10 protein-coding genes are annotated in these 13412 nt (G+C 63.2%); 3 read left to right on the top strand and 7 right to left on the bottom strand.

The annotated features are described in order from the left end of the window. Window positions 1–77 precede the first annotated feature (77 nt). Both ACTIF6_RS19295 and ACTIF6_RS19290 read left to right on the top strand, forming a co-directional pair. Window positions 78–512: a hypothetical protein gene (locus ACTIF6_RS19295; RefSeq protein ID WP_439589552.1), complete on the top strand. Its 435-nt coding sequence runs from the start codon at window positions 78–80 to the stop codon at window positions 510–512. 91 nt (window positions 513–603) lie between these two features. Then, the gene (locus tag ACTIF6_RS19290; RefSeq protein WP_439589551.1) at window positions 604–2247 is read left to right on the top strand and encodes a hybrid sensor histidine kinase/response regulator; all 1644 of its coding nucleotides are present in this window, start codon (window positions 604–606) and stop codon (window positions 2245–2247) included. 12 nt (window positions 2248–2259) lie between these two features. On the opposite strand, the gene ACTIF6_RS19285 is transcribed toward ACTIF6_RS19290, so the two are convergent. From ACTIF6_RS19285 to ACTIF6_RS19255, 7 genes are all read right to left on the bottom strand, one after another. Next, complete coding sequence (locus ACTIF6_RS19285; protein WP_439589550.1) at window positions 2260–2955, bottom strand: ABC transporter ATP-binding protein; 696 nt, start codon at window positions 2953–2955, stop codon at window positions 2260–2262. Between the two features lies 1 nt (window position 2956). Continuing rightward, the gene (locus ACTIF6_RS19280) at window positions 2957–3745 is read right to left on the bottom strand and encodes an ABC transporter ATP-binding protein (protein WP_439589549.1); all 789 of its coding nucleotides are present in this window, start codon (window positions 3743–3745) and stop codon (window positions 2957–2959) included. After that, on the bottom strand, window positions 3742–5037 hold the full coding sequence (locus ACTIF6_RS19275; protein WP_439589548.1) for a branched-chain amino acid ABC transporter permease: 1296 nt from the start codon (window positions 5035–5037) through the stop codon (window positions 3742–3744). The genes ACTIF6_RS19280 and ACTIF6_RS19275 overlap by 4 nt, the downstream gene beginning before the upstream one ends. Before the next feature lie 4 nt (window positions 5038–5041). After that, window positions 5042–5989: a branched-chain amino acid ABC transporter permease gene (locus ACTIF6_RS19270; protein WP_439589547.1), complete on the bottom strand. Its 948-nt coding sequence runs from the start codon at window positions 5987–5989 to the stop codon at window positions 5042–5044. Window positions 5990–6083: 94 nt separating this feature from the next. Further along, entirely contained in the window at window positions 6084–7319 is a 1236-nt protein-coding gene (locus ACTIF6_RS19265; RefSeq protein ID WP_439589546.1) for a branched-chain amino acid ABC transporter substrate-binding protein, read from the bottom strand. 142 nt (window positions 7320–7461) lie between these two features. After that, complete coding sequence (locus ACTIF6_RS19260) at window positions 7462–9090, bottom strand: 3-(methylthio)propionyl-CoA ligase (RefSeq protein ID WP_439589545.1); 1629 nt, start codon at window positions 9088–9090, stop codon at window positions 7462–7464. Between the two features lie 107 nt (window positions 9091–9197). Then, window positions 9198–11681: an ATP-binding response regulator gene (locus tag ACTIF6_RS19255; RefSeq protein WP_439589544.1), complete on the bottom strand. Its 2484-nt coding sequence runs from the start codon at window positions 11679–11681 to the stop codon at window positions 9198–9200. Window positions 11682–11902: 221 nt separating this feature from the next. On the opposite strand from ACTIF6_RS19255, the gene ACTIF6_RS19250 reads away from it, so the two are divergent. Further along, the gene (locus tag ACTIF6_RS19250) at window positions 11903–13390 is read left to right on the top strand and encodes a protein adenylyltransferase SelO (protein ID WP_439589543.1); all 1488 of its coding nucleotides are present in this window, start codon (window positions 11903–11905) and stop codon (window positions 13388–13390) included. Window positions 13391–13412: the final 22 nt, after the last annotated feature.

Genomic DNA, 13412 nt, shown 5'->3' with positions numbered 1-13412 from the left:
GTGCGGGCGTGATCTCCATGCCCAATATTGTCCAGCGCAAACGACACGATCGGTATTAGTGTTAACACGCCCTAGTGATGGCGCTCAAGCTTGGGGACAAGCCCATTGGCACCATTCGTTTCACACCCGCTGGTCACAACATGACTGTGACTGAGCGATTTTGGGGCCACGCCAGCGCTGGTACGGCACTGGTAGGGCCAGACAGTTGGGAGGCTGGTCGCCTGATCATGTCGCCCGAGCATCGTCGTGGAGATCTGTTGCCGGTCTGCATGGCCAAGGCATTTGCCGCGTTGATGCGAAACGCCAAGGTTCGGCATCTCCATGGATCCACGCACATGCGCCTCATGCGCCTCTATCGTCGTTTTGGTTTTCAGATCCACACCGTGATTACCACCAGTGATGGAAAGAAATGCGCGCTTCTACATGGAGAAGTCGCGGCAGTAGCGCGCGCTCTGAAAGTGGATCTTTCTGGTGGTCAAGGCTTTGCGAAACCAATGGCACTCTCCGCTTGATCACACCTCCCTTGCTTTGGCCCTGGGGCGACTTCAGCCAAATGCTGAGGCCGCCCCAAACCAGTACCAAATAGCCAGATAAGAAGCAGAAATGATCAGAATTCTTCATTCTCTTGGCACGAGTTATCGCCTTCATCACGAGAGGCAGCCGTTGCTTGAGTGGATAGGGATCGTTGGTGCACTGGCCTTCCCGGTTCTCTACCTCTTGCGTCAGACTTCCATCGTGCCGCCGCGCTATGACGATCTCTGGTTGCGTGTAGGAGCCACGTTGCTCTGCATCGGATTGGCATTGCGGCGCAAATGGCCGGCGCGCCTCCAGCCGCTCTATCTGGGCTATTCATATTTCGTGGTCTTTTACTGTCTCTCTTTTCTTCTGACGTACACATCATTGAAGAATCAGGGAGGCACCTTGTCCATGATGAATATGGTCATAGGGGTGGTATTAATCATCCTGCTGACGGATTGGCGAAACGCGGTGGTCTTGCTAGCGAATGGATACGCATGTGCAATCGGGCTTTATCTTCTGACGGATCCAAGCTCTCAGGTGCCTGACGATATTCTGTTCGCCGCCATCACTTCGATACTGATGCTGGTCGCCGGCGCATTGGCCCACCTCGGTCAGAAGCGCGCGGAACTGGAACGTATGCAGCGCTTGTACGCGGGCCTTGCGGGCTCCATCGCCCACGAATTGCGCACGCCCCTGGCACAGGTTCAGCACGCCCTGCGTTGCATCGATTCGGAAGTGCCGGCCGGTTCTGCAGCGGCTCGCGCCGTCCAGCAGGGCCATTCCGCCATTCACCGGGGCCTGCAGTCCATCTCCATCACCCTGCAACAGATCAGCCAGCGAAATCCGGCGCCGGCCGAGCTCGGCACCTTGTCCGCCGAACAGTGTGTGCGCAAGGCGCTGGACGAATACGCCTACGACTCGCCGCAGGCGCGCGACTGTGTCCGGCTGGAGGTGGAACAGGACTTTCAGTTCCGGGGCCATGCAACCGCCCTAGAACTCGTGTTGTTCAACCTGCTGCAGAACTCGCTCTACTACCTCCCGCTCCATCCTCGCCTGGAGGTCAGAGTCGCGGTGAAAGCCACACCGACGCCCCGTATCGTGGTGCGCGATACGGGGCCTGGCATCGCGCCCGAGCAGGTACCCCGTCTTTTCGAGGAGTTCCACACCGATGGCAAAGCGGGAGGCACAGGCCTGGGCCTGACGTTTTGTCGCCGGACCTTGAGGGAATGGGGTGGCGACATCGAGTGCCGTTCGGAACAGGGCCGCTTCACCGAATTCACGCTGAGTTTCATGCCCGCTCCGGCATGGGCCCCGGCGCTTCCCAGCCCGGTGGCGGGCGCCGCCCCCCGCAATCCGATGGCGGGTCGCACGGTGCTGATCGTGGACGACCAGCGATTCAACCGCATCGTCGGCCGTGCGCTGATGAGTGATCTGGGCTTGAACGTGCTGGAGGCCGAGCATGGCCAGCAGGCGCTGGACATGCTGCAACAAGGCACGCTGCCGGATGTGGTGCTGATGGACGTGAACATGCCTGGACTCGATGGCATGACCACCGTGCGGTTGCTGCGAGACATGCACGGCGCTGCGGCCCGGGTGCCGGTGTTCGCGCTCACGGCCAACGGCTCGCCCTCTGTACAAGCCGCCGCAAGGGATGCGGGCATGCAGGGCGTGCTGGCCAAGCCGATCGACATCGAAGCCCTGAAACGGGCGCTCGCCACCGCGCTTTGAGACTCGGGCGCGTCAGACCTCCAGCCACTCCTTGCGGGTATACGGGTCTGCGCGCAGGCTCTCCGGCGTGCCCTGGAACACGATGCTGCCGTGTCCCATGACCAGCGCACGGTCGGAGATGTTCATGGCGATGGTGAGCTTCTGCTCGATCAGCAGCACGGCCACGCCCCGCGCCTTGAGCGTCTGCAGATATTGGGCCACCAGTTCCACGATCTTGGGCGCCAGACCCTCGGTGGGTTCGTCGATGATGATGAGGTCGGGGTCGCCCATCAGCGTGCGGCACAGCGTGAGCATCTGCTGCTCGCCGCCTGAGAGCACACCGGCCTCCGTGTGCTGGCGTTCCTTCAGGCGCGGGAACATGGTGTACATGTCGTCAAAGCTCCAGCGGGAGCCTTTGCCCTTGCCCTTCTGGCCCAACATCAGGTTCTGGTGCACCGTGATCTTGGGGAAGATGTCGCGGTTTTCGGGGACGTGGCCGATGCCGAGGTGCGCGATCTCGAACGGCTTCTTGCCCAGGATTTCCTGACCTTTCCAGCTCACGTGGCCCGTGCCCTCCACCAGGCCCATGATGGCCTTGGCGGTGGTCGAGCGACCCGATCCGTTGCGCCCGAGCAAGGCCACGATCTCGCCCGGCCCGACCTGGAACGTGACGCCGTGCAGAACATGGCTCTTGCCGTAGTAGGCATGCAGGTTGTTGATGTCGAGCATGTCAGTGTCCCGCCGCCTGTTGTTCTGCCATGGTGCCCAGGTAGGCCTCCTGCACGCGCGCGTTGGCACGCACGGCCTCGGGCGTGTCGAAGGCGATCACCTCGCCATACACCACCACGGCAATGCGGTCGGCCAGGCCGAACACCACGCCCATGTCGTGCTCCACGGTCAACAGCGTCTTGCCCACGGTCACCTCGCGGATCAGGTCGATGAAGCGGCTGGTTTCGCTCTTGCTCATGCCGGCGGTGGGTTCGTCGAGCAGGATCACGTGGGCGCCACCGGCAATGGTGATGCCGATCTCCAGCGCGCGCTGCTCGGCGTAGGTAAGGTTCATGGCCAGCACGTCGCGCTTGCGGTCCAGGTGGATCATTTCCATGAGCTGCTCGGCACGCTGATTGGCGTCGTCCAGGTCGGCCAGGAAGCGGAACAGCGTGTACTTGTAACCCAGGCTCCAGAGCACGCCGCAGCGCAGGTTCTCGAACACGCTGAGCTTGGGGAAGATGTTGGTGATCTGGAAGCTGCGCGAGAGGCCCAGGCGGTTGATCTGGTACGGCTTCATGCCGTTGATGCGCTGGCCAGCCAGAAGCACGTCACCGCTGGTGGGCTCGAAGCGTCCCGAAATCAGGTTGAACAGCGTGGACTTTCCAGCGCCGTTCGGACCGATGATGGCCACACGCTCGCCAGCATTGACCACCATGTTGGCGCCTCGAATGATCTCGGTCTTGCCGAAGCGCTTGCGCAGGTCGCGCAGTTCCAGGGCGGGTGCCTGGGCGTTCACTTGCGCACTCATAGCGCCTCCCTGCGTTTGATTTCCTGTTCGATCTCGACCTGGATGTCGTGCCATTCGCGCAGGAACTGGCGCCGTGCCAGTTCGAACAGGCCCAGGCCTGTGAGCATCACGAAAGCCGCGCCAAACCAGCTGTTCACGCTGCGCGCGTTCAACGTGGCGCCCAGGAACTTCAGTTCGTCGCCCAGCGCCGCGTTGAGCTGCAGGTGGTAGACCATCTCGATCATGGCGCCTGCCCCCACCAGCACCACCAGCGCCAGCATGCCCAGCGCGAGGTAGCTCGTCCACACCCTTCGCAGCATGCCGAAGGCGGCCACGCGCACGTTCATCATGATCAGGCTGGCCACGCCGCCGGGCGCGTACATCACCATGAACAGGAAGATCAGCCCCAGGTAGAGCAACCAGGCCTTGGTGAACTCGGAGAGCAGCACGAAGGCCAGCACCATGAGGATGCCGCCGATGATGGGCCCGAAAAAGAAGGTGGCCCCACCCAGGAAAGTGAACAGCAGGTAGGCGCCCGAACGCGCCCCGCCCACGACCTCGGCGGTGACGATCTCGAAGTTCAGTGCAGCCAGCCCGCCCGAGATGCCGGCGAAGAAGGCGGCAATGACGAAGGCGAGGTAGCGCACCACCTGGGTGTTGTAGCCCACGAACTCGACCCGCTCCGGGTTGTCGCGCACGGCGTTGAGCATGCGGCCCAGCGGCGTGCGCGTGAAAGCGAACATGAGGGCGGTGCAGACGAAGGTGTAGATCGCGATGAGGTAGTACAGCTGGATCTGTGGCCCGAAGGTGATGCCCATGGGCCGCGAACCGGTGACCCGGTTGCCCGCGATACCGCCCTCACCGCCGAAGAACTCGGGGAACATCAGCGACATGGCGTAGACCAGTTCACCGATGCCCAGCGTGATCATGGCAAACGGCGTGGCCGCCTTCTTGGTGGTGACCCAGCCGAACACCAGGGCGAAGGCCACGCCGGCCAGCCCTCCGACGATCGGGATCAGGCTGACGGGAATGGGCCACTGGCCCTTGCTCACGAGGTTGAGCGTGTGGATGGCCAGGAAGGCGCCGAGACCGGAATACACCGCGTGCCCGAAGCTGAGCATGCCACCCTGCCCCAGCAGCATGTTGTACGAGAGGCAGACGATGATGGCGATGCCCATCTGGCTGAGCATGGTCTGGCTCAGGCTGCTGGTGAACACGAGCGGCGCGAGCAGCAGCACCAGGGCGAACAGACCCCAGACGATCCAGCGGCCGACGTTGAAAGGCTTGAACTGGTAGTGTTGTTTGCTGGTCATCGCCTCAACCCTCCCGCGTTCCAAGCAGGCCCTTGGGCCGGAAGATGAGGATCAGCACCAGGAACACGTAGGGCAGGATGGGCGCGATCTGGCTGATCTTCAGTTTCCACAAGGCCCAGCCGAAGGTTTCCGGCGTGAGCGTGATGCCCACCACCCGCACGAGGTCCACCAGCGCCTTGTCGATGCCCACGGCGAAGGTCTGGATGATGCCGATGAGCAACGAGGCAACGAACGCGCCCGAGAGCGAACCCATGCCCCCCACCACCACCACCACGAAGATCACCGACCCCACGGTGGCCGCCATGCCCGGCTCGGTCACGAACGCATTGCCACCGATCACGCCCGCCAGCCCCGCCAACGCGGCGCCACCGCCGAACACGAGCATGAACACGCGCGGCACGTTGTGCCCCAGCGTTTCGACCGTCTCGGGATGCGTGAGCGCGGCCTGGATGACCAGGCCGATGCGGGTGCGTGTGAGCAGCAGCCAGATGGCGATGAGCATGAGCACCGCCACCAGCATCATGAAGCCGCGGTACATGGGGAACTGGGTGCCGTAAAGGATGAACAACGGTCCCGACAGCTCGGCGGGCACGCGGTAGTCGACCGAGCTCGTACCCCAGATCAGTTGGACCATCTCCAGGATGATGAAGCTCAGACCGAAGGTGATGAGCAGCTCGGGCACGTGCCCGAACTTGTGCACCCGGCGCAGGCAGTACTTCTCGAATGCCGCACCCAGCAGGCCCACCAGCACCGGCGCGACGATCAGCGCCGGCCAGAAGCCGACGAACTGGGTGGTGCTGTAGGCGAAATAGGCACCGAGCATGTAGAAGCTGGCGTGCGCGAAGTTGAGCACGCCCATCATGCTGAAGATCAGCGTGAGCCCGGAGCTCAGCATGAACAGCAGCAGCCCGTAGCTCAGGCCGTTGAGCAGGAAAATGGTGAAGAATTCCATGAGGTGTGCAGCCAGTGGAAACAGAAAAGCCCGTTCACCCTGATCGTATCGACGGGCGAACGGGCTTCGACAGGCTCAGCCCGAACGGGGAACCTCAGGACGGCCGCTTCATCTGGCAGCTCGTGGGCGTGCTGGCCACATACGGGTCCATCTGCTTGACCGGCGCAAAGGTGTAGCCGGTGTTTTCCACGCTGTAGGGGTTCTTGGCGTCGACCTTCTGCCATTTGGTGACATACATGGCCTGCTGCAGCTGGTGGTCGGACTTGCGCATGGTCACTTCGCCGCCAAAGCTCTTGACCGACAGGCCCTCCATGGCCGCAGCCACCTTGACCGGGTCGCTGCTCTTGGCCTTGGCGATGGCCGCGCTCAACAGGTTGATGCCGTTGTAGGTGGCGTAGGTGTAGTAGTCGTCGTTGAACTTCTTCTTGAAATCCGCCGCCATCTTGCCGAGGTCGCCACTGTGGTTGGCGTGGCCATAGGCAATCACATACACCTCGCCCTCGCCGCCTGCGGCCAGTGCCGTGGGCGTGCCGGTCACGCCGGAGTAATAGGTGTACATCGGCAGCTTCAGGCCGGCGTCGTTCAGGGCCTTCACGAACAGCGTGAGGTCGGCGCCCCAGTTGCCGGTGACGATGGTGTCGGCGCCGGACTGCTTGATCTTGGCCACGTAGGGCGCGAAGTCCTTCACCTGGCCGATGGGGTGCAGGTCTTCACCGACGATCTTCACGTCCGGGCGCTTGCGGTTGATGCCTTCCTTGAAGTACTTGGCGACCTGCTGGCCGTGCGAGTAGTTCTGGTTGAGCAGGTAGACGTTCTTGACCTTGGGCTGGTCCTTCATGAAGGTGGTCAGCGCCTCCATCTTCATGGTGGTGTCGGCATCCAGGCGGAAGTGCCAGTAGTCGCACTTCTCGTTGGTCATGGCGGGGTCGACCGCGGCGTAGTTCAGGTAGATGACTTCCTTGCCAGGATTGCGCTCGTTGTGCTTGGACACCGCATCCAGAATGGCCAGCCCGGCGCCCGAGCCGTTGCCCTGCGTGACGTAGCGGAAACCCTGGTCGATGGCGGCCTTCAGCGTGTTCAGGCTTTCCTGCGGGGAACCCTTGTTGTCGAAGCCGACCACCTGGTAGTTCACCCCCGCCGGGTTCTTCGCACCGGAGAGTTGCTCGGCGGCGAACTGCCAGCTCTTGAGCTGGTTCTGACCCACGTTGGCAAACGGCCCGGAGAGCGGGTCCATGAAGGCGATCTTGACGGTTTCACCCTTCTGCGCGTGCGCGGCGAGGGCACAGGCGATCAGGGACGCGGCGGTGAGGCTCTTGACGGCAAAGTGCATGTCTGTCTCCGGTAGGGGTTGGGGATCGACGCACAGCTTACAAGCCCCTCGAAGCACGCCACTCAGGGATAGCCCCTAGGGGCTATCGCGCGGGCGACTGCACCGGCACCGTCTGTCCGGTGGGTGACGGCGGATGCCCGGCTCAGAGGCCTGGCAGCACGTAGTCCTTGAGCTGCTGGCGCAGCGTCATCTTCTGCATCTTGCCCGTGGCCCCCAGCGGGATGGCGTCCACGAACACCACGTCGTCGGGGATCTGCCACTTGGCGATCTTGCCCTCGTAGAAGGCCAGCAGTTCCTCGCGCGTCACCTCGGTGCCCGGCTTCTTCACCACCACCACGATCGGGCGTTCGTCCCATTTGGGATGGCGCATGCCCACACACGCGGCCATGGCCACGGCTGGGTGCGCCATGGCGATGTTCTCCACGTCGATGGAACTGATCCATTCGCCACCCGACTTGATCACGTCCTTGCTGCGGTCGGTGATCTGCATGAAGCCGTCGGCGTCGATGGTGGCCACGTCGCCGGTGGGGAACCAGCCATCGCGAAGCGGGTCGCCGCCCTCGCCCTTGAAGTAGCTGGCAATGATCCATGGCCCACGCACCAGCAGGTCGCCATAGGTCTTGCCATCCCAGGGCAGTTCCTGGCCCGCCTCATCGACGATCTTCATGTCGGCACCGAAGATGGCGCGACCCTGCTTCAGGCGAACCTTGAGCTGCTCTTCTGCCGGCAGCGCGAGCTGCGCGTTCTTGAGCGTGCAGACCGTGCCCAGCGGCGACATCTCCGTCATGCCCCAGGCGTGCAGCACCTCCACGCCGTACTGGTCGTTGAAGGCCTTGATCATGGCGGGCGGACAGGCAGAGCCGCCAATGACCGTGCGCTTCAGGGTGCTGAACTTCAGGCCGCCGGCCTGCAGGTGGCCCAGCAGCATCTGCCACACCGTCGGCACGCCGGCGGCCATCGTGACCTTCTCGGCCTCGATGAGTTCATAGACCGACTTGCCATCGAGCGCCGGCCCCGGAAAGACCAGTTTGCATCCCACGGCCGCAGCCGAGTAAGGCAGCCCCCAGGCATTGACGTGGAACATGGGCACCACGGGCAGCACGCTGTCGCGCGCCGAGAGGCACATGGCATCGGGCAGCGCCGCACCAAAGGCGTGCAGCAGCGTGGAGCGGTGCGAGTACAGCGCCGCCTTGGGGTTGCCAGTCGTGCCGCTCGTGTAGCACATGCTGGACGCGCTGTTCTCGTCGAACGTGGGCCAGGTGAAGGTGTCGGGCTGCGCGCCGATCCATGCCTCATAGCTCTGCAGGCCGGGGATGCCGCTGTCGGTTGGCAGCGCGTCCGCGTCGCACAGCGCCACCCAGTGCTTCACCGTGGGGCATCGCGCTGCCACAGCCTTGACCAGCGGCAGGAAGCTCATGTCGAAACACATGGCGCGGTCTTCGGCGTGGTTGACGATCCAGACCAGCTGGTCGGGGTGCAGGCGCGGGTTGAGCGTGTGCAGCACGCGACCCGTGCCACTGACGCCAAAATACAGTTCCAGATGGCGGTAGCCGTTCCAGGCCAGCGTGGCCACCCGCTCCCCCATGGGCAGGTCCAGGCCACCCAGCGCGTTGGCGACCTGCCGGGATCGGCGGGCCACCTCGCCCCAGGTGCTGCGGTGAATGTCGCCCTCGACACGGCGCGAAACGATCTCGCCCGCAGCGTGGTGCCGCTCGGCGTGCGCGATCAAGGAAGAAATGAGCAACGGTTGGCTCTGCATCTGGCCCAGCATGGAGGTCTCCGTAGGGGTTGTAACGATGGGTCCATGGTAGCCCGCTGGCCCCCGCGACATGGGGCGGGTTGTCCCGGACGCGCCTCAAGCGGGGCAGCTCGGCGTGTTCAGACCCTCATGGCTGGCATGACAGATTTTCCCAGCGCCTGCCTGGTTCTCTCCACCAGTGTCCGCAGTGAGGCCGTCCAGTCGTCATGCTCCGGCCAGCGCCCTTCGTCGACCAGTGGCGTATAGCACTTGCGCACGAACCGATACAACGCAATGGCACCCACCTCACCACTCATGCCCAACAACGAATGGAGCGCCTCGCAGCAAGTTTTTGCATCCTTGGCCTTCGCTGCCGACTCCACGCTGGCCAGAAGCCCGTCGATGGCGGGAAGGTAGTCGACCACCAGTTCCTCCAGCACGCCGATTCGACGGTAGTTGTCGATCCGGGTCTTGTCGAGCAGGCTGTCCATACCGGTCTCCATCTGGTTGTTCTCCTCGAGTTCATAGGAAATCGGCGGGCTGTTCATGGGCAACGCTCGCAGCTTGGCTTCCAGCGCAGCCATGTTGAAAGGCTTGGTCAGAAAATCGTCCACGCCCGAACGCCTGGCCTCTTCCAGCACGCGCGGCCCGGCATGCGCCGACAGCATCAGGATGGGCGCTTGCCGGCATGGCAAGGCGCTTGCTCGTATGGCGCGCGCCGCTTCCAGGCCGTTCATGCCGGGCATTTCGATATCCAGCAAGATGACATCGCAGCGATCCATGGTGGCAAGCATGGACAGCACCTGGTGCCCATTGCCTGCCTCCACCACCCCAAAGCCCGAGTGCCGCAAAGAGGTCGCCACGGTCTTTCGAATGCAGGCGTTGTCGTCCGCCAGCAGCACAACGCGCCCGGCCGGAGACGGCGAATGCTGCTCCGCGTCGCGCTCCAAAGACGCCTCCATCGCCTGACACAGCGCTTGCAACAGAACACCTTGAGCGCTCGGCTTGGCGACAAAACCATCCATGGTGGATTTGCGCGTTTTGATCCGAGTCACCGCCGAAGGCTCGCTCGAGTGCGCGACGATGCAGATTTTTCGATCCATTCCCGCCTCACCCGCTCGAACGCGCTTGGCCAGCGCATACCCGTCCAGGCCCGGGAGGTTGAGGTCGAGGACGATCAAGTCGTAGCGCTGCTGGGCGAGCATTTGCAGTGCCTTTTCCGCGTCGGCACATTCGTCCACCACGGCGCCAATGGAAGCGAGCTTGTGGCGGGTCAGAAAGCGCACGGCCGCTTCGTCGTCCACGACCAGAATGCGCCGGCCATCGAACAGCGCTCGCGCTCTTGCCAGCGTCGCCACGCGCTCCATTTCACGTTCGGCCAGGGTCGCCGATGGGAGCACAAGGCTGAAGCAGGTGGATTTGCCCGGCACCGATGAACACTCGATGGTTCCACCGAACGCCTTCATCACGCGCCAGCAATAGGCAAGTCCCAGACCAGTGCCGCCAACCTTGCCCTGACTGTGAAATGGCTTGAACAGGTGCGCTTGAACATCGGGCGACATGCCGGGCCCGTTGTCATGCACCTCCACCCGACCCGCGCTGACCACCATCAGCACCTGCACACCGGGATTCGCCAGCGCGTTCCTGATCAGGTTGAACAGCACGAAAAGGAACGCGGTTTCGTCTGCGCGAAAAACAAAGTCGCAATCGACTCGCAGGGTCACGTTTGCACGGTGCGTGGCATCTTCATAGCCATACTCCTGCATCGCCTTGGCGCAGCTTTCCCCTGCTCGCAAGAACGTGAAGCCTTCGGGTTTCATGGGCCTGGCGTGAACCTCTTCCAGCGTCATGGAAATGACTTGCAGGCCGCGCTGCACCGCCAACTCGCCCTGGGCGACATGGCGATAGATCTCATCCAGGCGCTCCGTCATCAGCGCTTGCAGGTGCGTCCGGGTCGTGGGTGTTGGCAGTTCCTGCTGGATGCCTTCCAGGCTGTGCTTCAGTTGGCCCAGCGGATGGCGCATCTCGTGGGCGATGGAGCCGGCGAGCGATGCATAAGCCTGATGCACGCGTTCGGCGGTGGCCGACTCCAGAGCGTGCTTGATCAGGCTACCTCCGAGCAATGTGACCAGAAGAATCGGCAGCCTGGCGATGTAGTCAGCCGGCATCTGAGGAGAAGTTGCGGTGGCAACATACATCAGCGTGCCCAGCGCCATGCCGCTCAGCATGATCACAATCATGTTGCGCCAGTCTGCCAACAGCATGATGAACGCTGCGGCCATCATGGTATTGCCCACCGCAATGGGCCCTCCCCCATGGTGCAGTGACAGAAAAGTGAGCGTGCCGGGCATACCGATGATCAAGAGAACGTAGGAGTACGGGTAATAGAACGGCTTCAATTGATCTGGCCATCGGTGCTGCAGGAAAGCCGCGACGGAAAGAACAGCGAAGATGGCGCGAATCCACCAGTCGTCATACCCCGGGTCCGCTTTCGTGAAGCGCAGCAGGTAAAAAAGCGGAATGGCCGTGAAACCCAGAACACTCACGTAGCGGAACATGAGCGGTCCATGCCGGTGGTAGTCGACGTAGTGGGCAAAGAGACCTCGCACGCTGGGCAGGTTCATCTGGAAATCTCCTGGTGGCGGAAGAATTCAGCCCCGCACGCATGCGTGTAAGGCAGTGCCAGACTCTTATCGATAAATACATCTTTTGATGTATTTATTAGAAAATTACATCGACTAATATAGGATTTAATGATTGATTTTTTGATCCGATCAGAGGGTGTTCGCGCTGGCTCATTGCCCCTGCGACCAACCCCGTCAGCGCCGATGGGGACAATCGCGACATGAACCGCCCCGCCGACATGACCGCCAGCCTCGATCTCGGCCTGCCTTGGAACAACCGCTTCGCCGGCCTGGGCGAAGCCTTCCATTCCCTTCGCTCTCCGACGCCCTTGCCCTCGCCGCACTGGGTGGGCACGAGCCCTGCGGTGGCCGACCTCATCGGCCTGGACCGCGCCTGGCTGTCCTCTCCTGCCGCGCTCGACGCCTTCACCGGCAACCTGCCGATTGCCGGGACGCAGCCACTGGCCAGCGTGTACAGCGGCCACCAGTTCGGCCACTGGGCCGGTCAGTTGGGCGATGGTCGAGCCATCCTGCTGGGGGAGGTCGACACCCCCTTGGGCCCACAGGAGGTGCAGCTCAAGGGCGCAGGCCTGACTCCCTATTCGCGCATGGGCGACGGCCGCGCCGTGCTGCGCAGTTCGATCCGCGAGTTCCTGTGCAGCGAAGCCATGCATGCGCTGGGCATTCCCACCAGTCGGGCACTTTGCGTCATCGGCTCACCCGCGCCCGTGCGCCGTGAGGAGATCGAGACGGCAGCGGTCGTCACGCGGGTGGCGCCGAGCTTCATCCGCTTCGGGCACTTCGAACATTTCTCGCACACCGGCCAGCACGACCATCTGCGCACGCTGGCGGACTTCGTCATCGACCGGTTCTACCCCGTGTGCCGCGAGGTGGGCGGCAACCCCTACGCCGCCCTGCTCGAGGCTGTGAGCGAGCGCACCGCCGAGATGGTGGCGCAGTGGCAGGCCGTCGGCTTCTGCCACGGTGTGATGAACACCGACAACATGAGCATCCTCGGCCTCACCATCGATTACGGCCCGTTCCAGTTCCTCGACGCCTTCAATCCCGGCCACGTCTGCAACCACTCGGACACGGGCGGGCGCTACGCCTACAACCGCCAGCCCAACATCGCCTACTGGAATCTGTTCGCGCTGGCACAGGCCCTGCTGCCGCTGATGGACGACCAGCAGCAGGCGATGGATGCGCTGGAGCCCTACAAGGCCCTGATGCCCGCCGCGCTGCAGCGCCGCATGAACGCCAAGCTGGGCCTCACCGAGGTGCAGGAAGGCGACGCCGCGTTGACCGAGGAGCTCATGAAGCTGATGGCGCAGGACGCTGTGGACTTCACCATCTTCTGGCGGCGGCTGAGCCACGCCGTGATCGGGAACCTGGAGCCCGTGCGCGACCTGTTCCTGCAACGCGACGCCATCGACACCTGGATCGAGCGCTGGCGCGCGCGCCTGGAAGACCAGCCCGGTTTCGACGCCGCCACCACCCACGCACAGATGCTGCGCACCAATCCGCAGGTGGTGCTGCGCAACCATCTGGGCGAACTGGCCATCCAGCGCGCCAAAGCCGGTGACTTCAGCGAACTCGCCCGGTTGCAGAATGCGCTGGAGCATCCATATGAAGAGCTTCCCGGCCAGGAAGACCTGGCCGGTTTCCCGCCCGCCTGGGCCGGACAGATCGAGATCAGCTGTTCATCGTGACCTCACCCACCAGGAGACCCGC

It is taken from the genome of Hydrogenophaga sp., assembly GCF_051860785.1.
Taxonomy (GTDB): Bacteria; Pseudomonadota; Gammaproteobacteria; order Burkholderiales; family Burkholderiaceae_C; genus Hydrogenophaga.
This window is presented reverse-complemented; position numbering and strand designations above follow the sequence as displayed.

Bases quoted from the DNA above. Each gene is read 5' to 3' on its own strand.
- ACTIF6_RS19295 (WP_439589552.1), top strand. From the start codon at position 78: ATGGCGCTCAAGCTTGGGGACAAGCCCATTGGCACCATTCGTTTCACA.
- ACTIF6_RS19290 (WP_439589551.1), top strand. From the start codon at position 604: ATGATCAGAATTCTTCATTCTCTTGGCACGAGTTATCGCCTTCATCAC.
- ACTIF6_RS19285 (WP_439589550.1), bottom strand. From the start codon at position 2,955: ATGCTCGACATCAACAACCTGCATGCCTACTACGGCAAGAGCCATGTT.
- ACTIF6_RS19280 (WP_439589549.1), bottom strand. From the start codon at position 3,745: ATGAGTGCGCAAGTGAACGCCCAGGCACCCGCCCTGGAACTGCGCGAC.
- ACTIF6_RS19275 (WP_439589548.1), bottom strand. From the start codon at position 5,037: ATGACCAGCAAACAACACTACCAGTTCAAGCCTTTCAACGTCGGCCGC.
- ACTIF6_RS19270 (WP_439589547.1), bottom strand. From the start codon at position 5,989: ATGGAATTCTTCACCATTTTCCTGCTCAACGGCCTGAGCTACGGGCTG.
- ACTIF6_RS19265 (WP_439589546.1), bottom strand. From the start codon at position 7,319: ATGCACTTTGCCGTCAAGAGCCTCACCGCCGCGTCCCTGATCGCCTGT.
- ACTIF6_RS19260 (WP_439589545.1), bottom strand. From the start codon at position 9,090: ATGCTGGGCCAGATGCAGAGCCAACCGTTGCTCATTTCTTCCTTGATC.
- ACTIF6_RS19255 (WP_439589544.1), bottom strand. From the start codon at position 11,681: ATGAACCTGCCCAGCGTGCGAGGTCTCTTTGCCCACTACGTCGACTAC.
- ACTIF6_RS19250 (WP_439589543.1), top strand. From the start codon at position 11,903: ATGAACCGCCCCGCCGACATGACCGCCAGCCTCGATCTCGGCCTGCCT.